The sequence below is a fragment of the Asticcacaulis benevestitus DSM 16100 = ATCC BAA-896 genome, assembly GCF_000376105.1.
Taxonomy (GTDB): Bacteria; Pseudomonadota; Alphaproteobacteria; order Caulobacterales; family Caulobacteraceae; genus Asticcacaulis; species Asticcacaulis benevestitus.
Genome location: NZ_AQWM01000006.1, coordinates 20289 through 37077, shown reverse-complemented (window position 1 = coordinate 37077; position 16789 = coordinate 20289). Strand labels below are relative to the sequence as shown.

16 protein-coding genes are annotated in these 16789 nt (G+C 59.8%); 7 read left to right on the top strand and 9 right to left on the bottom strand.

The window, feature by feature from the left end; translation table 11 throughout:
- The first annotated feature begins 146 nt into the window (after positions 1-146).
- On the top strand, positions 147-1451 hold the full coding sequence (locus B060_RS0109540) for a hypothetical protein (RefSeq protein WP_018081555.1): 1305 nt from the start codon (positions 147-149) through the stop codon (positions 1449-1451).
- Here the strand turns inward: B060_RS0109540 and B060_RS0109535 are convergent.
- Both B060_RS0109535 and ypfJ read right to left on the bottom strand, forming a co-directional pair.
- The gene (locus tag B060_RS0109535; RefSeq protein ID WP_018081554.1) at positions 1448-1915 is read right to left on the bottom strand and encodes a YaiI/YqxD family protein; all 468 of its coding nucleotides are present in this window, start codon (positions 1913-1915) and stop codon (positions 1448-1450) included. The two genes, B060_RS0109540 and B060_RS0109535, sit on opposite strands and share 4 nt — an antisense overlap.
- 142 nt (positions 1916-2057) lie before the next feature.
- Positions 2058-2909, bottom strand: a complete 852-nt coding sequence (gene ypfJ, locus B060_RS0109530) for a KPN_02809 family neutral zinc metallopeptidase (RefSeq protein ID WP_026172723.1) — start codon at positions 2907-2909, stop codon at positions 2058-2060.
- A gap of 318 nt (positions 2910-3227) precedes the next feature.
- On the opposite strand from ypfJ, the gene B060_RS0109525 reads away from it, so the two are divergent.
- Both B060_RS0109525 and B060_RS0109520 read left to right on the top strand, forming a co-directional pair.
- Positions 3228-4349 (top strand): efflux RND transporter periplasmic adaptor subunit, encoded by a 1122-nt coding sequence (locus B060_RS0109525; RefSeq protein WP_164468324.1) that lies wholly within the window; start codon positions 3228-3230, stop codon positions 4347-4349.
- A gap of 1 nt (position 4350) precedes the next feature.
- Positions 4351-7491, top strand: coding sequence for an efflux RND transporter permease subunit (locus B060_RS0109520; RefSeq protein ID WP_018081551.1), 3141 nt, complete (start codon positions 4351-4353; stop codon positions 7489-7491).
- A gap of 40 nt (positions 7492-7531) precedes the next feature.
- On the opposite strand, the gene B060_RS0109515 is transcribed toward B060_RS0109520, so the two are convergent.
- The 4 genes from B060_RS0109515 to B060_RS0109500 are packed head-to-tail and all read right to left on the bottom strand — an operon-like array spanning position 7532 to position 11045.
- Positions 7532-8029, bottom strand: coding sequence for a hypothetical protein (locus tag B060_RS0109515; RefSeq protein ID WP_018081550.1), 498 nt, complete (start codon positions 8027-8029; stop codon positions 7532-7534).
- Positions 8030-8046: 17 nt separating this feature from the next.
- A complete protein-coding gene (locus B060_RS0109510; protein WP_018081549.1) occupies positions 8047-9315 on the bottom strand; it encodes an HlyC/CorC family transporter in 1269 nt (422 codons plus the stop codon).
- 12 nt (positions 9316-9327) lie between these two features.
- Positions 9328-10467: a 3-dehydroquinate synthase gene (aroB, locus tag B060_RS0109505; RefSeq protein ID WP_018081548.1), complete on the bottom strand. Its 1140-nt coding sequence runs from the start codon at positions 10465-10467 to the stop codon at positions 9328-9330.
- Positions 10464-11045 carry a shikimate kinase gene (locus tag B060_RS0109500; RefSeq protein WP_018081547.1) on the bottom strand — a complete coding sequence of 194 codons (582 nt, stop codon included), beginning with the start codon at positions 11043-11045 and terminating at the stop codon, positions 10464-10466. Before B060_RS0109500 ends, aroB begins: the two co-directional genes overlap by 4 nt.
- Positions 11046-11123: 78 nt before the next feature.
- Between B060_RS0109500 and B060_RS0109495 the strand changes: the two genes are divergently transcribed.
- Positions 11124-12065 (top strand): site-specific tyrosine recombinase XerD, encoded by a 942-nt coding sequence (locus B060_RS0109495; RefSeq protein ID WP_018081546.1) that lies wholly within the window; start codon positions 11124-11126, stop codon positions 12063-12065.
- Here B060_RS0109495 and B060_RS26490 read toward each other — a convergent pair.
- Positions 12026-12352, bottom strand: a complete 327-nt coding sequence (locus tag B060_RS26490) for a type II toxin-antitoxin system RelE/ParE family toxin (RefSeq protein ID WP_081606823.1) — start codon at positions 12350-12352, stop codon at positions 12026-12028. The genes B060_RS0109495 and B060_RS26490 overlap by 40 nt on opposite strands.
- Before the next feature lie 402 nt (positions 12353-12754).
- Here B060_RS26490 and B060_RS0109485 point away from each other — a divergent pair, with 402 nt between their 5' ends.
- Complete coding sequence (locus tag B060_RS0109485) at positions 12755-13711, top strand: acetyl-CoA carboxylase carboxyltransferase subunit alpha (RefSeq protein WP_018081544.1); 957 nt, start codon at positions 12755-12757, stop codon at positions 13709-13711.
- A gap of 99 nt (positions 13712-13810) precedes the next feature.
- Entirely contained in the window at positions 13811-14464 is a 654-nt protein-coding gene (locus B060_RS0109480) for a hypothetical protein (protein WP_026172722.1), read from the top strand.
- Here B060_RS0109480 and B060_RS24175 read toward each other — a convergent pair whose 3' ends face one another.
- Positions 14465-15337: a mechanosensitive ion channel family protein gene (locus tag B060_RS24175; protein ID WP_018081542.1), complete on the bottom strand. Its 873-nt coding sequence runs from the start codon at positions 15335-15337 to the stop codon at positions 14465-14467.
- Between the two features lie 142 nt (positions 15338-15479).
- Here B060_RS24175 and B060_RS0109470 point away from each other — a divergent pair, with 142 nt between their 5' ends.
- Positions 15480-16328, top strand: a complete 849-nt coding sequence (locus B060_RS0109470; protein ID WP_018081541.1) for an FUSC family protein — start codon at positions 15480-15482, stop codon at positions 16326-16328.
- Here B060_RS0109470 and tadA read toward each other — a convergent pair.
- Positions 16325-16789 carry a tRNA adenosine(34) deaminase TadA gene (gene tadA / locus B060_RS0109465; RefSeq protein WP_018081540.1) on the bottom strand — a complete coding sequence of 155 codons (465 nt, stop codon included), beginning with the start codon at positions 16787-16789 and terminating at the stop codon, positions 16325-16327. The two genes, B060_RS0109470 and tadA, sit on opposite strands and share 4 nt — an antisense overlap.

Here is a 16789-nt window from a genome sequence, read left to right as displayed (position 1 = left end):
GTGAACACTTGCTTAATAATACCCGGCACGCACGTAACGGTAGTGTAAGGCTTTTTTGTTCCCGAAAGGCGCGGCTGTTAATCTTGTCTCAATGGCACGGCTTTAGGGTTATGGAATAGTGCGTACCCATAACTAAAAGTGCATCCATGTCCGATTTGCATCAGGAAGCCTTAAGGGGCCAGTCTGCCGGTCCGCTGCGTGACGACCGCGAACCCTTCATGCTGGAGCATGATGATGCCGTCGTGATCGTGGAACGCCTGCGTGAAACCCATGCTGATTCAACCGGTCACGCCTTTCTGCTCAAACTCGATACCTTGATTGTCCGTCTCGGCGCCAAGTGGGACAGCAAGGCCGAACTGGTCTTCGGCCACCTGAAAAACGCTTTTGAGCGTGTTCACCCTGAACCCAACTGGTGCATTCCTATCCATGAGGATTCGTGGATGGGGATTTTACCCGAGGTGGGCTCACGCAAAGGCGCGCAGTTCATGACCGAGGTGTGGCACGAACTGTGTAATTTCTTCGTGGGTGACATGTCGGCCATTGAAGTACCGCTTTACGCTGTACTGGTCGAGGATGTCGATCGCCTGTCCTTGCTGAAAGTCGATCTCAAGACCTTTTTCGATCTGCAATCGGCCGATAATGGACCGCTGAAAGCGCGCGGCCACGGGCCGTCCGATGACGGTAATGCCAATAACGGGCAGCGGCCGGTGATGGTGGCCAGCATCCTCAATTTCGGCGGGCGCAATCTCAAGGTTGCCAGCTCGGTCGAGCCGTTGTTCGAGATGAAAAAGATGATCCTGATCGGTCATCGTCTGGAATCGATGGTGATGGAAGCCGTCGACAACACGCTTTTGGATCGCAAGGCGCTGTCCAATCTCGATTGGGGCCTGCGTGAAATGGTCGATATCATGAATATTGACCAGGGCCTGAAGCTGCTGAAGATGCGCACGCCCGAACAGCGCAAGATGATGATGGTGGTGCCTGCCGCTTTCTCGACCTTCGCCTCGGCGCGGGCGCGTCAGAAAATCACGCTGGAGGTTCAGAAGGCCGCCGCTGAAATGGGTTTGAAAGTCCTGTTCGAAGTGCGTGGGCTCGATGGCGTGCCGCCGCACCGCGTGCTTGAAATTGTTTCGATGATCAAGCCTTTCTGCATGACGGTGGTGGGCTCGGTCAGTGCCGATCGCAAGATGATCGCCACCTTGGCCAAATGTGGTCTGTCGGGCGTCTGTATCGAATACGACGGCGGCAAGCGTGACGAAGACAGCATGCGGGACTACCTCAGCAGTCTGGCCGCCGCGGCCAAGCTGTCCGCAGGGGCCTGCATGGTGCAGGGCTTCGACAATTACCGCCAGATGGCGGTGGCGCGTCTGGCCGGCGTTACCCATGCCAGCATGAAGACAGCCGCCCTGATGTCGCCGAAAGCGCCCGTGTCACAGGTGGCTGACGGTTAGGCGACGATTTTTTTAGCCTTGACGATCAGGTTTTCCAGCGCATTGAGGAAGGCCGAGCGATCCGCCGGCCTAAAGCCTGCATTATAGCCCTTGCTCTCGCCGGTTTCACGCAGGTGCTGATTGAGCGACCGCATGGCAAGCGCCATCCCGATGCTCTCCTGGGTGAAAGGCTTGCCGGTAAAACCCAGCACATGACAGCCCTTATCGAGCGCGCGACCGGCCAGCGGAATGTCAACCGTCAGAACGATGTCGTTCGGGCGCGCCTGTTCGACGATCCAGTCATCGGCGGCGTCAGCCCCTTCGGCGACCGTGAACACCCGCACCAAAGGATCGCGTGACGGACGGATGCCGCCGTTGCTGACCATTGTCAGAATGAGCTTGTGGCGGGCGGCGACGCGCATCGCCTCGTCCTTGACCGGACAGGCGTCGGCATCAACATAGATCATGGGAAGGTCAGGAAGCATGGGAGAAGCAGACACTGAATACCTTTTACAATTCCAAAGCGTGAATTACGCGCTTTGGCAAGGCCGACTGGCCGCCGCGCCAACTCTTTTCAAAAAAATGGTGCGCGTAAGCCATGGGGGACGCCTAGTCCGGCGCTTGAGCTCAAGAAAAAGTATCACATGAGTTCGGATCGCCGCTGGCAAAGCCGGCCTTGAACCAGTGCGTGCGCTGAGCTGACGAGCCGTGCGTGAAGCTGTCAGGCACCACGCGGCCCTGGGCGCGTTCCTGCAAGGTGTCATCACCTACCGCCGTGGCGGCGCCGAGCGCTTCGTCGATATCACCGGCCTCGATCCAATTGTTTTTGGCGTTCGACTGTTTGGCCCAGACACCGGCGTAACAATCAGCCTGGAGTTCGAGCTTGACGGAGAGGGCGTTGGCGCCGGTCTTGCTCAGGCGCTGTTCTTCGCGGGCCACCTTGTCGCTGGTGCCGAGCACCTTCTGGACGTGGTGCCCCACTTCGTGGGCAATGACATAGGCCTTGGCGAAATCGCCGGGCGCGCCAAGCTGGCCGTCAAGGGTACGGAAGAAATTGAGGTCGATATAGACCTTCTCGTCGCCGGGGCAATAGAAGGGGCCCATGGCCGCCTCACCATAGCCGCAACCGGTTTGGGTGCCCTGATTGTAGAGCACGATGGTGGAGGGGCGGTAACGCTCGCCACCCGACTTGAATAGCTCTGCCCAGGTGTCGTTGGCTGAGGTGTGGATGACGTCGGCGAACTGGCCCTCTTCATCGGAGGGCGTGCCGGTGCTGGCCTGGCTCTCCGCCACCGGTTGCGAGCCGCCGATCTGGCTGCCGGCGCTCATGATCTGCTGCGGATCGATGCCGAAAACGAAATAACCGATCAGGGCCACGACCACCAGGACGACACCGCCGCCGCCGGCGACCGGTCCCATGCCGCCCCCGCCACCGCGACGGTCTTCAACGCCGCCACGTCGCCCCATCTGCCATCTCATCGCGCTCTCCTTAAGCATTTCGTCCCAACCTGACGGCAATATTGTAAAATTGCACTCAGGTTTAAAAACTTATCGCCGCTGTTAACCTTCATTTCAAGCGATGATGCTGTTTGGCTACTGACAGTTTTCTGTCGATTTGTGCTATAGCGAAATGTGACACGAATGTGCGGGGTGCATTCGTCTTGTTCTGTGCGCGTGATGAAAGATTTGTAATGTAGCGCTTCGTTGACTCACAACGGGCTGCACATCAGAGTAAAGCGTAAGAAACAACGACTTTCGACCCATAAGGGCGAAGCGATAAAAGTAGGATCAATGGGCATGACGGGTGATTTCAGGGTGTCGGGCGGTTTAAAAAACCGGTCGCCGTTGATGGTGGCGGGTTGGGTGGCGACTTTGGTGCTGGCTTTGGGCGTCAGCGCCTGTTCCGGCAAGAAGAAGGACGAGACCAAGGATGGCAAGCCGGCAGCTCATGCTGCGGCAGGCCACGCCTCAGTGGTCAATTTCGCCATGGTGCGTAACGATAACGCGCCGGTTCTTGTTAGCGGTACCGGTACGGTCAGCGCCTGGCAGGAAGTGGCTGTTGGCGCCGAAACCGGCGGCCTGACCGCCGTTGCCCTGCTCGCCGATGAAGGCCAGACCGTTAAGCAGGGGCAGCCCCTGCTGAAAATGAACGACGTGCTGCTGCAAGCCCAGCTCAAGCAGGCGCAGGCCAATTATAACCAGTCCAACAAGGCCTATCAGCGCGCCCAGACCCTGTTCCAGCAGGGCTATCTGTCGGCGGCGGCGCTCGATAACGCCGAAGCCGCCAAGCTGACCACCGAGGCCGCCATGCAGACGGCCCAGACCCAGGTCAATATGGCGACCGTGCGCGCGCCGGTCTCAGGCATCATCACGCACCGTACCGCCGTGCTCGGCCAGAACATCTCGCAAGGCGCAGAACTGTTCAAAATTGTCCGTGATGGCCGCATCGAACTGAACATGGAAGTCGTCGAAACCGACCTCAAGGGCATTTCGGCTGGCCTCCCGGCCACCGTGACCAGCCAGTCGACCGGTCCGGTCAGTGGCACGGTCCGTATCGTCACGCCGATGGTCGATCCCTCCACCCGTCTGGGCTATGCGCGCATCAGCGTGCCATGGTCATCGGGCCTGCGTCCCGGCATGTTCGCCTCCGGCACCATCAATGCCGGCGCGCAGAACGTCATGCTCGTGCCGCAAAGCGCCATTGTCTATAACGAAAACGTGCCGCAGGTCTATCTGCTCGGTTCGGACAACAAGGTCCATCTGCGCAAGGTCACCGTCGGGCCCACGACGCCCACCAAGGACATCATCGTTCGTGATGGGGTCTCGGTCGGTGATCGCGTCATTACGACGGGTGCAGGCTTCCTGAACGACGGTGATGCCGTGAAGGCCACGGCAGCGCAAACCGGTGGAGAGCACTAAGATGTCATCTCAAGCAGCCTCACCTCAAGGCGGGGGCGGCTTCCAGATTTCTTCCTGGTCGATCCGCAACCCCATCCCTACGCTCGTTTTTTTCCTTGTGATGACCGTCGCCGGCATCCTCGGATTCCAGCAACTGCGCATCAACAACTGGCCGGATATCGACTTCCCGATCGTGGTCGTCACCGTTATCCGTTCGGGTGCGGCGCCGACCGAACTGCAAAATCAGGTCACGCGCATCGTTGAGGACTCGGTGTCAGGTCTCGGCGGCGTGCGCCATATCCAGTCCATCGTCAATGAAGGCGCTTCCACGACCCTGGTGACCTTCCAGCTTGACGTCGATCTTGAAAAAGCGACCAACGACGTGCGCAACGCCGTGGCTGGCGTGCGCGGCAACCTGCCGTCCGATGTGCAGGACCCCATCGTCTCGCGTGTCGAGAACGCGCAAGGCCAGCCCCTGCTGAGCTACACCATCCGCGCCGCCAATATGTCGCCGGAAGACCTGAGCTGGTATGTCGATAACGACGTGGCCAAAAAGGCCCTGGCGGTCAAGGGCGTGTCCGGTCTGACCCGCGATGGCGGCGTCAATCGTGAAATCCGCATCGAACTCGATCCGTCCAAGCTGGCGGCGCAGGGCGTGACCGCCGGCGATGTCAGCCAGCAACTGCGTTCGTTCAATGTCAACATGCCGGGCGGCCGCTTCAATTCCGGCAACGCCGAACAGACGATCCGTACCGTTGGCGGCGCTGACAGCATCCAGCAACTGTCGGATACGCGCATCACACTGTCCAATGGTGGCACGGTCCGTCTCGGGGATATCGCCACGGTCTCCGACACCTGGTCCGAGCCCCGCGTCCGGGCGCGTCACAATGGCAATGAGGTCGTCGGCTTCAGCGTCCAGCGCACCCGCGGCACATCGGAAGTCCACGTTGCCGAAGGCGTCCGCGAAGCCATTAAGGCCTTGCAGGCCTCTAACCCGAACGTGCAGATCGAGGAGGTGTCATCGAGCGTCAACGAGGTGCAGCGCAGTTTCGATACGTCGATGGAAGCCCTGCTGATCGGTGCGGCCCTGGCCGTGCTGGTGGTCTGGCTGTTCCTGCGCGACTGGCGGGCGACGTTCGTCTCCGCCATCGCCATGCCAATGTCGCTGCTGCCGACCTTCTTCGTCATGCACATCTTCAACCAGTCGTTCAACGTGGTGACTCTTCTGGCGCTGTCGCTGACGGTCGGTATCCTGGTCGATGACGCCATCGTCGAAATCGAAAATATCGTTCGGCACATCCGCGCCGGCAAGAAGCCCTATCAAGCGGCCATCGAGGCTGCCGACGAAATCGGCCTGGCCGTCGTGGCGACCACCGCGACCCTGATCGCCGTGTTTGCGCCGACCGGCTTCATGCCGGGCATCGTTGGCCAGTTCTTCAAGAGCTTCGCCATCGCCTCCTGCGTCAGCGTCTTCTTCTCGCTGATCGTGGCGCGGACCCTGACACCGCTGATGGGCGCCTATCTGCTACGTACCAATACCAAGCATAAGGATGACGAACCCTTCTGGATGCAGACTTATCTGAAAATGCTGCGCTTTTGCCTGCGTCACAAAATTCTGGTCGTTGTTTGCTCGATCCTGTTCTTCATCGGATCGGCGGGTATGCTGATCACCATTCCGAGCGACAACATCCCGGCCAGCGACGAAAGCCGCTCGGTGATGAGCCTGTCACTGACGCCTGGGGCTACGCTCGCGGAAACCGACAATGTGGTCAAGCGCATCCTAGGCGACCTCAAGTCGCACCCGGAAGTTTCCAGCACCTATGTGACGGAAAACATGGAAAGCGCCACGATCACCATCAACCTGGTACCGAAAAGCAAGCGCAAGCTGTCTCAGGCCCAGTTCGAGCAGAAGTTCTCCGAGACGCTGAAAAATTATCCTGGCGTGCATACCAGCTTTGGTCAGGATGGCGGCGGCGGCACCGGCGTGGCCTATATCCTCGCTTCGGATAATGAAGAACTGCTGCGCACCACCTCCCAGCAATTGCTGCGTGAAATGTCGGCCCTGCCTTCTCTCACCAACGTCCACTCGGCGGATAATCTGGTGCGTCCGGAAATCATCATCACGCCCAAGCCTGACCAGGCGGCGCTGATGGGCGTTTCTACCAACACCATTTCTTCCGCTGCGCGCGTCGCCACCATGGGCGATATCGATCAAATCCTGGCCAAGTACAATGACGGCGACCGCCAGATTCCGATCCGTGTCCTGCTCAAGGAAGACGCCCGCACGAACGTCACCAATCTCGAAACCCTGATGGTGCCGACCAAGTATGGCACCTCGGTGCCGCTGTCGGCGGTGGCGGATATCACCTTCGGCGCCGGTCCTATCGCGATCAACCGCATCGACCGGACCCGTTCGGCCACGGTCAATGCTGACTTGAACGGCGTGCCTAATGGGATCGCGGATGCGGCGGTTCTGGCCACCCCGGTCATGAAGAAGATCAAGGCTGGCGAGATTCCGGGCGTCCACATCGTCGTCAATCCGAACAACGAAGACTTCGCGGAAATGATTCCGAACTTTATCATCGCCATCCTGACCGGCATCTTGCTGATGTATGTCGTTCTGGTGCTGTTGTTCGGTTCGTTCAGCCACCCGATCACCATCCTGCTGGCCTTGCCTTTGTGCTTCGGGGGCGCGTTTATCGCCCTGATCGCCTGCCGCATGAGCATGTCCATGCCGTCCCTGATCGGCCTGATCATGCTCACCGGCATTGCGGCGAAGAACTCGATCCTGCTGGTCGAATACGCCATGATGTCGATGAAGGAAGGCATGTCGCGCGCTGAGGCCCTGATCGAATCGGCCCACAAGCGCGCTCGTCCGATCGTGATGACCACGGTCGCCATGGGTGCCGGCATGTTGCCGGTGGCTCTGGGGTCTGACAGCTTCCGTCAGCCGATGGCCGTGGCCGTGATCGGCGGTCTGATCACCTCGACCCTGCTGTCGTTGCTGTTCGTGCCGGTGGCTTATGAGCTGGTCGACAAGATGTCGAACTTCTTTGGCCGGTTCATTAATATCAAGGCTGAGGGGAGAGACGATCCCGAACCGTCGACGCCGGATGATGACGATCATTATGATGGTCGGCCCAAGTCGGAGACGTACTTCTAAGACAGATAAAACCCGCCGGAGCGATCCGGCGGGTTTTGTTTTAATCGGTGATCAGGATGGAACTGAGCTTGCCATCGCGCCAGTAATATTGCTCTGCGCGGGCTTCCATGACCTCAAAGACGAAGGACTGATGTTTCAAGTCATAGCGTTTGCGGGTCTTAAATTCATAGGTAACGCCGGGCTGCGCAGTATGGACGACATAGCGTCCTTGGGCCTTTATTGGCTTTTCTTCCAGTTTACCTTGGCGTTCCAGCAGAATGATCAGCCGGGTCTGCTCTCCTTTTTCGAGCACCAGTGCAGAGGAGAGATGGCCGTTGCCGCTTAAGTCTGCCTGCGCCAAACCCAGGCAGGAATCAGGGCGATAACGCTGCCATAGGGTCCGATCATCAGAGCTTAATTGATGGTGTGATCTGATATGCCAGCTTGGTTGCGTATTGAGATAGGCGGAGACTTTTGGCGATGGCTTGCAGGTAGCCGCTGCCATCACCGGCGTCGTCAAAGCGAGCAAGACAACGCAGTTTATTGTGAACTGGCGCATAGTCCCCCTCGGTGATCTCAGACCGGCGAAATCCGGATCGCCATGATCTGATTGCGTTGCTTGCGCATGATCTGGAACTTGCGGCCATAGAAGATGAAGGTCTGGCCAGGTTCGGGAATGGTGCGGGCCTCGTGGATGACCAGTCCGGCCACGCTCACAGCGTTGTCGTCCGGCAGATCCCAGTCCATAGCGCGGTTGAGATCGCGGATCGGCATATCGCCATCGACGTGGATCGAACCATCGGCCTGCTTGCGCAGCGAGGTCAGCACGGCATCGTGCTCATCGTCGATTTCGCCAACGATCTCTTCCAGAATATCTTCCAGGGTCACCAGACCCTGCAGGGCGCCGTATTCATCGACCACCAGGGCGAAGTGCGACTTCTTCTTGAGGAAGGCCGCCAACTGATCCTTCAGATTGGTGGTGTCGGGGATGAACCACGGTTCGCGGATAATCGCCATGACATCGACGCTGTTGACGTCGCCCCTGGAGCGCGTCACCGCCGCCATCAGGTCGCGGGCGTGCAGCACGCCGATGATGTTTTCTGTGTTGTCCTTGTAGAGCGGCACGCGTGTATGGCTGAAACTGAGCGCGGCCTCGATGATCTCGGCCGTCGTCAAATCGGCGTCGATCATGTCGATCTGTTTGCGGTGGACCATGATCTGGCTGACATCAAGATCGGCCAGATCGAGCACGCCGCGGAACATATTGCGATCGTCACTTTTCACCGCGCCTTCGTCGTGATGGTATTCGACCGCGCCACGGATCTCTTCGTGTGCCGCCAGAACGTCAACCTCCATCGAGAGCTTGACGCCGAACAGGCCGAGCACGGCGCGCACGAACCATTGTACAGCATTGATCGCCGGCCCAAAGGCAATCACGATCCACATAACCGGCCGTGACATGAAGCGCGCGGTGTCTTCCGGGCGCATGATGGCCAGGGTCTTCGGCAGCACCTCGGCGAACACCAGCACCAGCACGGTCATGACTCCGGTCGAGATGGCGGCGCCCCAGGGGCCGGGGATAGCGCGGTCGATCGAGATGGTGGCGATGGCGGCCGCGCCGATATTGAGAACATTCTGCAGCAGCAGGATGGCGCCGATCATCTTTTCCTGATTGGTCAGAAGCTTGTTGACGCGCTTGGCCGCCTTGTCGCCGTCGCGCTCAAGCTGGTGCATCCGGCCGCGCGACGCGGCGGTCAGCGAGGTTTCGCCGGCGCTGAACAGGGCGGACACCCCCAGAATAACGATCAGGACCGGAATGAGGGTTATCAGCGCGGCGATCAGCATGGGATGTGGCCTTTAAGCGGGCGCGGAAACGGCAGAAACGGCGCCGTCGAGGACGAGGAATTCGGCGATCAGTTCGGCGCTGACCTTCTTGGCGACGAAGGCGTGACCGATGCCGCTGACCAGAACAAAGGTCAGGGTGCCGCCCTCGGCCTTTTTGTCATGGCCCATATGGGTGATCAGGCGGTCGGCAACGAAAGGTTCATTCCGGATGTCGGACATGCGCGTCGGCAAGCCGGCGTGGCGGATGGCGGCGACGGCGCGCGCCTCTTCTTCCTCGGTGCATTCGCCATTGAGTGCGCTGTAACGGAAGGCCTGCGCCATGCCGATGGCGACGGCCTCGCCATGCAGCAGGGTATCGCCAAAACCAACCTCCGCTTCGAGCGCATGGCCGAAGGTGTGACCCAGATTGAGCAGGGCGCGTTGGCCGCCTTCGCGTTCATCAGCGGCGACAATCTCGGCCTTCATCTCGACCGATCGCGCCACGGCGTGCAGGATGGCGGCGGGTTCCAGTGCCAGAACGTCGCTGTCATGGGCTTCCAGCCAGTCGAAGAAGGCCTTGTCGCCGAGCAGGCCGTACTTGATGATCTCGGCGTAACCGCACTTGATTTCACGCGCCGGCAGGGTTTTGAGGATATCCAGATCGCACAACACCAGACGAGGCTGCCAGAAGGCGCCGATCAGGTTCTTGCCCTTTTCGTGGTCGATGGCCGTCTTGCCGCCGACCGATGAATCGACCTGGGCCAGCACGGTGGTGGGGATCTGGATAAAGTCGATGCCGCGCATATAGATGGCGCAGGCGAAGCCGGTCAGGTCGCCGATCACGCCGCCACCCAGCGCGATCACCACATCCTTGCGGTCAAGGCCATAGTCAAGCATGGCGTCGACGACGAATTTCAGGCCGTCGTAGGATTTGCTTTCCTCGCCGGCCGGCACCACGATCTTGTGCGTCTTGTGGCCGGCGGCTTCGAACTGCGCCAGAATGCGGTCGGCATGCAGCGGGCCGACGATCGAATCGGTGACCATGACCACGCGCTTGTTGACGAGGAACGGGCCGACCCACGCTTCGGCGTCTTCCAGCAGACCGGCGCCGACGATGACGTCATAGGGCTTGAAGCCTTCGCCCGAAACCGGGATGCGGCGATAGTCGCTCATTGTCCACCTGTGACGTATGCGTGAAGGGCGCTCAAAACCTGATCGAGCGATTTGACGTGGCTTTGATCGCCGGTGTCGACCGTCACATCGGCCATTTCATAAAGGGGATAACGGGTTTTCACGTGTTCTTTCAGGACGTCCATCGGGTTGCGGTCTTTGAGCAAGGGGCGGTGCGGGCGGTTGGCGACGCGACGGGCCAGCACCTTGAGATCGGTTTTCAGCCACAGGGTGATCGCCTTGGCTTTCAGGCGTTCGCGCGTGAGCGGATGGGTGAGGGCGCCGCCGCCGGTGGCCAGGATGCGCGGTTCGCCATCGAGCAGACGGGCGATGACGCGCTGCTCGCCGTCACGGAAGCCCTTCTCGCCATAGTTGGCGAAGATGTCGGCGACGGTCATGCCGGCGGCCTTTTCGATCTCCTCGTCGGCATCGACGAAGGGCAGGCCGAAATGGTCGGCCAGGCGCTTGCCGATGGTGGTCTTGCCCACGCCCATCAGGCCGACCAGCGCAACGGTTTTCGGCAGGATAAAGACGGGGCGCGTACTGGAATCAGTCGCGGAAGGCTCAGGCTCGGCGGTCATAGGGTTTGCTTTACACGATATTAGGGTGACTTTGCCAGAGTCATTACGTGAAACCTTATGAGAGTTGGCCCCAACACTATGCCAAAGACCACGAACGCCCGTTTCGATCCGGTAAAACAGTTCCTGCAGATGATGGCGGTGGAGCGCAATGCGGCGAAGCCAACGCTGGAAGCCTATGGCCGCGATCTGAGTGATTTGGCCGAGACGTTGGAGGTGACACCAACCGGCCTGCTCGGTTTGGGTGAGGCGGATCTGGCGCGTTATTTCACGATTTTGAGCGAACGCGGCCTGTCGCCGGCCACAACACAGCGAAAGCGTTCGGCGGTGCGGCAGTTTTATCGTTTTTGCGTGGCGGAGAACCTCAGCAGCGCGGACCCCAGCCGCAAGATCGCAGCCGCCAGGAAGGGCCTGAGCCTTCCCAAGATCTTGTCGCGCGTTGAGGTGGAGGCCCTGATTACGGCCTGCGAGGCGAAAAATCCGGATCAGGCGACGCGCCTCGAATGCCTGATCGAGATGGCCTATGCGTCGGGCATGCGCATTTCCGAGCTGGTCAGCCTGCGGCTTGATGCGGTGCAGCGCGATCCCGCCTTCCTGATCATCAAGGGCAAGGGCGGGGTGGAACGGCTGGTGCCGCTCAATCCCTCGGCGCGGCTGGCCATTAAGGCCTATCTCGATATTCGCGGTGCCTTCCTGCAATCGAAGGATCAGGCCAATCCGTTCCTGTTTGCCTCGCGCGGCGCCGAAGGCCATCTGACGCGCCGGCGGGTCGGGCAATTGCTCGATGAGGCGGCCGATCAGGCCGGCATTGATCGCGCCCGCGTGTCGCCGCACGTTCTGCGTCATGCTTTTGCGACTCACCTGCTGGAGGGCGGGGCTGATCTGCGCACGGTCCAGACCCTGCTGGGCCACGCCGATATCTCAACGACACAGATCTATACCCATGTGGCCGGCGAGCGCCTGCGTGAGGTGGTCGAGAGCCATCATCCGCTGGCCCAATACGCCGGCAAGGGCAAGGGATAAATACGGTTTTTCCAGACCATTGGATTGCGGTGGCTGTGCGGGTAAGCCAGTACGTAAAGCCCGTTGTTATGCGCGCGGAAGAATAGTCCATAGGGAAAGTCAAGAAGTCGTACGCGTCTTACATCGCCAGTCACAAATGGAAAACGCGACGGGTTGGCGGCGACCTTGTTCAACTGTCCATAAATATCTTGACTGAACCGCAAACCCAATCCGGTACGCTGCTGTTCATACCAGTCAAAAGCGCTGTCAATTTCATGTCGCGCGGCCGGCATGATAAAGATTTGCATCAGCCTGCGCGTTGGTTCAATTCGGCTTTGAAGGCTTCCAGAGGCATGGCATTTTTGACGTCTTCATCGAAAGACTGCAGGCGACGCTCGCTCTCGGCCTTTTGCATGTCCGTGACCGGAATGTCCTTATCTTCGAGGCTGCCCTATAAGGCATCTATGAGGTCAAGACGTTCGCCGACGCTCAAGTTCCCTATGTTGATCTGACGTCTCGCATTCATGACAATATTATAGGCTGGTTCAGGCTTGCCGACAAGCGGATGCAAAAAATCTCCTTTGACGGATCACGACTTGCTGTTAAACGGCCACTCTTCTAAAAGAAATGGCGTTTAAGGGTGATGCCCTTAATTCGGTATTGGTTTCTAACGCTGCGCGCGTTCACTTGGGGCATACTAGAGCAACCTGATGCGACATTATCTCGAATTCGAACGTCCGATTGCGGACCTGGAAGCCAAGATCGAAGAGTTGTCCTCACTGTCGCAAAGCGGCGGTGCGAACCTTGATGTCGAACTGCGCGCCCTGCGTGACCGCACCGAGGTTTTACGCCGTGAGACCTATTCGCGCCTTGATCCGTGGCAAAAGACGATGGTGGCGCGCCACCCCGAGCGCCCGCATCTGGTCGATTATATCGGCGGCCTGATCGAGGATTTTGTTGAGCTGCGCGGCGATCGCAAATTTGGCGATGACCAGGCGATCGTCGGTGGCCTCGGTCGTTTCCGCGGTCAGTCGGTGGTCGTTATGGGCCATGAAAAGGGCCACGACACCACCACGCGCCTGAAGCACAATTTCGGCATGGCCCGTCCTGAAGGTTACCGCAAGGCGGTGCGCCTGATGGAGATGGCCGAGCAATACGGGCTGCCGGTCCTGACCTTTGTTGATACCGCCGGCGCCTATCCCGGCATTGGCGCCGAAGAACGCGGTCAGGCCGAGGCCATCGCGCGCTCGACCGAAAAGGGCCTGATCCTCAAGGTGCCGATGATCGCTACGGTGACCGGCGAGGGCGGTTCCGGTGGCGCCATCGCTCTGGCCGCCGCCAATCGCGTGCTGATTCTCGAACATTCGATCTATTCGGTGATTTCGCCGGAAGGCGCGGCCTCGATCCTGTGGCACGATGGTTCGCGCGCCAAGGAAGCCGCTGACCAGATGAAGATCACCGCGCCCGACCTGCTCAAGATGGGCATTGTTGACCGCATCGTGGAGGAGCCCGCCGGCGGCGCGCATTCCGATCCGGAAAACATGATCGAGAGACTGGGCGATGTGCTGGAAAGCGAATTGCAGGCCTTGAGTTTCCTCACCGAGGATCAACTGATCGAGCAGCGCGCCCAGCGTTTCTATGATATCGGCCGCAAGGGCCTTATTTAAGTCTTACACATCCTTGATGTTTTTCGCACCCGAATCGCCTTGTGAGGTAGCGGCTGACATCACTATAGCTGACCGAAATTCACAATCGGGAAGCTTATCATGCGTCATCTCCTCATTTCCACCCTAGCTCTCATGGCGCTGGCGCCGGCCGCCGCTCACGCGGTCGAAGCCGATTTTGTCGGCGTCCGCGCCGGTACACTCGGCGGCGGTGTCGAGTTTGGTGTCAAGCTCAGCCCGCACTTCACGGCGCGCGCCATCGCCAATGGCGCCAATTTTGGTTACGACGACACCACCGACGATATCCGTTATGAAGGCGACCTGAAACTGGCCTCCTACGGCGCGCAACTCGATTACCGCTTCAGCGAAACCGGGCCGCTTTATGTCACCGCGGGCGTCTATCAGAACGACAACAAGGTTGTGGCCACCGGCCGCGCCAAAGGAACGGTGATCGTCGGCGGGGTGCCCTTGACCGAAGCCCAGGTGGGGACGCTGCAAGGCCGCGCCACCTTCGACAAGACCGTGCCTTATCTTGGCCTGGGTGCGCGCTGGCCGATAGGTAAGGTGGAGATCAACCTGGAAGCCGGCGCCTATTTTCAGGGCAGCCCGCGCGTGACCCTGACCTCCAACAGCATCTATGCCGACACGCCGGAAGTTCAGGCGGCGCTGGAAAACGAGCGGAAGAGTCTTGAAGACGATATCAAGGATTTCAAGACCTATCCCGTGGTCGAACTGGGCCTGCGCTACAAGTTCTGATTATTTGTTGAGCGCGATCTGGTGCGGATAGGGAATTTCGACACCCGCCGCATCCAGATGCTTCTTGATATCGAGCACCAGCGCGGTGCGGGCGCTAAAGGCCTGCGCCGGCAACACCCAGATGAACACCTTGACGATGACACCGTTGCTGGTGAAGTCCTGAAAGCCGACCACCGGCTCATGCAGGCTCAGGCGGCTGGGCTGGCGGTTGGCGATATCGGTCAGCAAGGCAAGCACCGCCGGAAGATCGCTGTCGCGGTGGACTTCAAACGCCAGCTCGATCTTCATCGCCGCATTGGTGCTGATATTGTAGATTTCGTTTGAAAACACCTTGGTGTTGGGCACGAAGACCCGGACATTATCGCCGGTATTGATCTCAGTGGCGAAGAGCCCGAGGCGATGCACCGTTCCCTTGATCTCGCCGACATGGACGGTATCGCCGATGCGGTAAGGCTTGTTGAGCAGGATCATCAGGCCCGCGGCCACATTGCCGAGCGTGCCCTGCAAGGCCAGACCGATCGCCAGAGAGGCGGCGCCCAGCACGGTCAGCAGCGAAGCGGTCTGGACGCCCAGCCGGTTCAGCACCGCCACGAGGCCCACGGCCAGGATCAGCCAGCGCACCACCTGCGAGAAAAACTCCAGCAGGGTGCGGTCACCATCCTTATGCACGAGCCGGCGCGAGGCGCGCTTGACCCCATCCGACGCCATGCCGGAGAGCACAAGGGTAATAGCGAAGATCAGCGCCGCCCAGCCAATATTCGCCATCATGTCGGGATGTTCGCTGAGCTTTGCCCACACAATGCCGGCTTCGCGAGTGATCTCATCGGCGAGCGGCTGCAAAGGGCCGAGATTGAAACGAGTCGCGCCGGACATAAAGAGGCTCCTTGGCAAATGGCGTATGACCGGTTATCCGTATGGGATGACGGGCGGACTGACAACCTTTTCATGGTCTCAATTATCAGGGTCTTTCTTTGGGCCTCAGGGCGCTTTCGCGGCGCGCTTAGTACTGGCCGCTATGCTCGCCCTGTTCGCCGGCCACCTGCTGCCTGGCGGACACGCCTTCAGCGCTGTGCTCAGCGCCCTGATCGTGGTGCGGCCCTATAGCCAGGGGGCTTTGCGGGCTGGCCTGATGCGGCTGTTGGCGACCTTTATCGGAATCGCCCTCTCATTTGTCGCGGCTGCGCTGCATCCGTTTGGCCTGAATGAATATATGCGCCTGCTCATCGGTTTGGTGCCACTGGCCATCCTGACCGCCTATAATTCCGAATTCCGCTCGGCCCTGATCGCCGCTGTGCTGATGTTGGGGGCCGCGTCTGGACCGGCGACCGGACTGGAGCAGGCGGCTATAGGTCGCGCGATCGTGGTGGCCCTCGGCGCTTGTATCGGTATAGCCGTTTCGGTGATGGTGTTGCCGACACCGCACAAACGCACCGTTGCCGACAAGGCCTTGCAGATCATGGTCCAGATGATTGGAAATCTGAACGCTGCGGCCATACCAGATGCCCGCTCTGAGAAGGCCGATACCAGACTGCGTCGCGCCCTGTTGGACCTCGGCCAGATGCACCGAGACAACGGCAAAGGCCATGCCGAGGACGATCCGTCCGGCCAGCTGGTCCGGCTGGTGCGACATGCCCAGGCGGTATGTTTACTGTTGCGGGTCGAATGGCGGCATGAGTCGCGGGAAGGACGTGAAGTCTTCTGCGTCGCCCTTCTGGATCTGATCGCAGCCGTTCGCAGCGGTGAGCCGTATGAAGACAAGGCAGCCATCGTCTGGCAGTCCTTGCCGGAAGTCACTGGTGTACAGAACTGGATGGTGCGCGCCCTGGCCGGGGATGTGGTGCGTCTTGCGAAGCTGGTGGCTTAGGTTTTTCGCCGCGCCTTGAAAAACGATTTGAGCAGGGTAGCGCTGTCTTCGGCCAGAACGCCACTGGTGACCTCGGGCTTCCAGTGACAAGTCGGCTGGGCGAAGAATTTCGGCCCGTGCTCGATGGCGCCGCCCTTGGCATCGGGCGCGCCATAGATCAGCCGGCCGATGCGGGCGTGGCTGATGGCGCCGGCACACATGGCGCAGGGCTCTAACGTGACGTAGAGCCACAGATCGGTCAGACGGTAATTGCCAAGTTTGGCGCCGGCCTCGCGCAAGGCCAGGATTTCGGCGTGGGCGCACGGATCATTCAGCGCAATCGGTGAATTTCTTGCAGTCGCTAACACAGTTTTACTTGACGGATCGAAGATTAAAGCGCCAATCGGCACCTCACCGGACAAGGCCGCCTCGCGCGCTTTTTCCAGCGCCTCCTGCATGAAGGATTCATCGTCTTGCGTCAT

Coding starts and splice junctions, on each gene's coding strand:
- B060_RS0109485 (WP_018081544.1), top strand. CDS start 12,755: ATGCGACATTATCTCGAATTCGAACGTCCGATTGCGGACCTGGAAGCC.
- B060_RS0109480 (WP_026172722.1), top strand. CDS start 13,811: ATGCGTCATCTCCTCATTTCCACCCTAGCTCTCATGGCGCTGGCGCCG.
- B060_RS0109470 (WP_018081541.1), top strand. CDS start 15,480: ATGCTCGCCCTGTTCGCCGGCCACCTGCTGCCTGGCGGACACGCCTTC.
- B060_RS0109525 (WP_164468324.1), top strand. CDS start 3,228: ATGACGGGTGATTTCAGGGTGTCGGGCGGTTTAAAAAACCGGTCGCCG.
- B060_RS0109540 (WP_018081555.1), top strand. CDS start 147: ATGTCCGATTTGCATCAGGAAGCCTTAAGGGGCCAGTCTGCCGGTCCG.
- B060_RS0109515 (WP_018081550.1), bottom strand. CDS start 8,029: ATGCGCCAGTTCACAATAAACTGCGTTGTCTTGCTCGCTTTGACGACG.
- B060_RS0109500 (WP_018081547.1), bottom strand. CDS start 11,045: ATGACCGCCGAGCCTGAGCCTTCCGCGACTGATTCCAGTACGCGCCCC.
- B060_RS24175 (WP_018081542.1), bottom strand. CDS start 15,337: ATGTCCGGCGCGACTCGTTTCAATCTCGGCCCTTTGCAGCCGCTCGCC.
- tadA (WP_018081540.1), bottom strand. CDS start 16,789: ATGACGCAAGACGATGAATCCTTCATGCAGGAGGCGCTGGAAAAAGCG.
- B060_RS0109495 (WP_018081546.1), top strand. CDS start 11,124: ATGCCAAAGACCACGAACGCCCGTTTCGATCCGGTAAAACAGTTCCTG.
- B060_RS26490 (WP_081606823.1), bottom strand. CDS start 12,352: ATGCAAATCTTTATCATGCCGGCCGCGCGACATGAAATTGACAGCGCT.
- B060_RS0109520 (WP_018081551.1), top strand. CDS start 4,351: ATGTCATCTCAAGCAGCCTCACCTCAAGGCGGGGGCGGCTTCCAGATT.
- B060_RS0109535 (WP_018081554.1), bottom strand. CDS start 1,915: ATGCTTCCTGACCTTCCCATGATCTATGTTGATGCCGACGCCTGTCCG.
- B060_RS0109510 (WP_018081549.1), bottom strand. CDS start 9,315: ATGCTGATCGCCGCGCTGATAACCCTCATTCCGGTCCTGATCGTTATT.
- ypfJ (WP_026172723.1), bottom strand. CDS start 2,909: ATGAGATGGCAGATGGGGCGACGTGGCGGCGTTGAAGACCGTCGCGGT.
- aroB (WP_018081548.1), bottom strand. CDS start 10,467: ATGAGCGACTATCGCCGCATCCCGGTTTCGGGCGAAGGCTTCAAGCCC.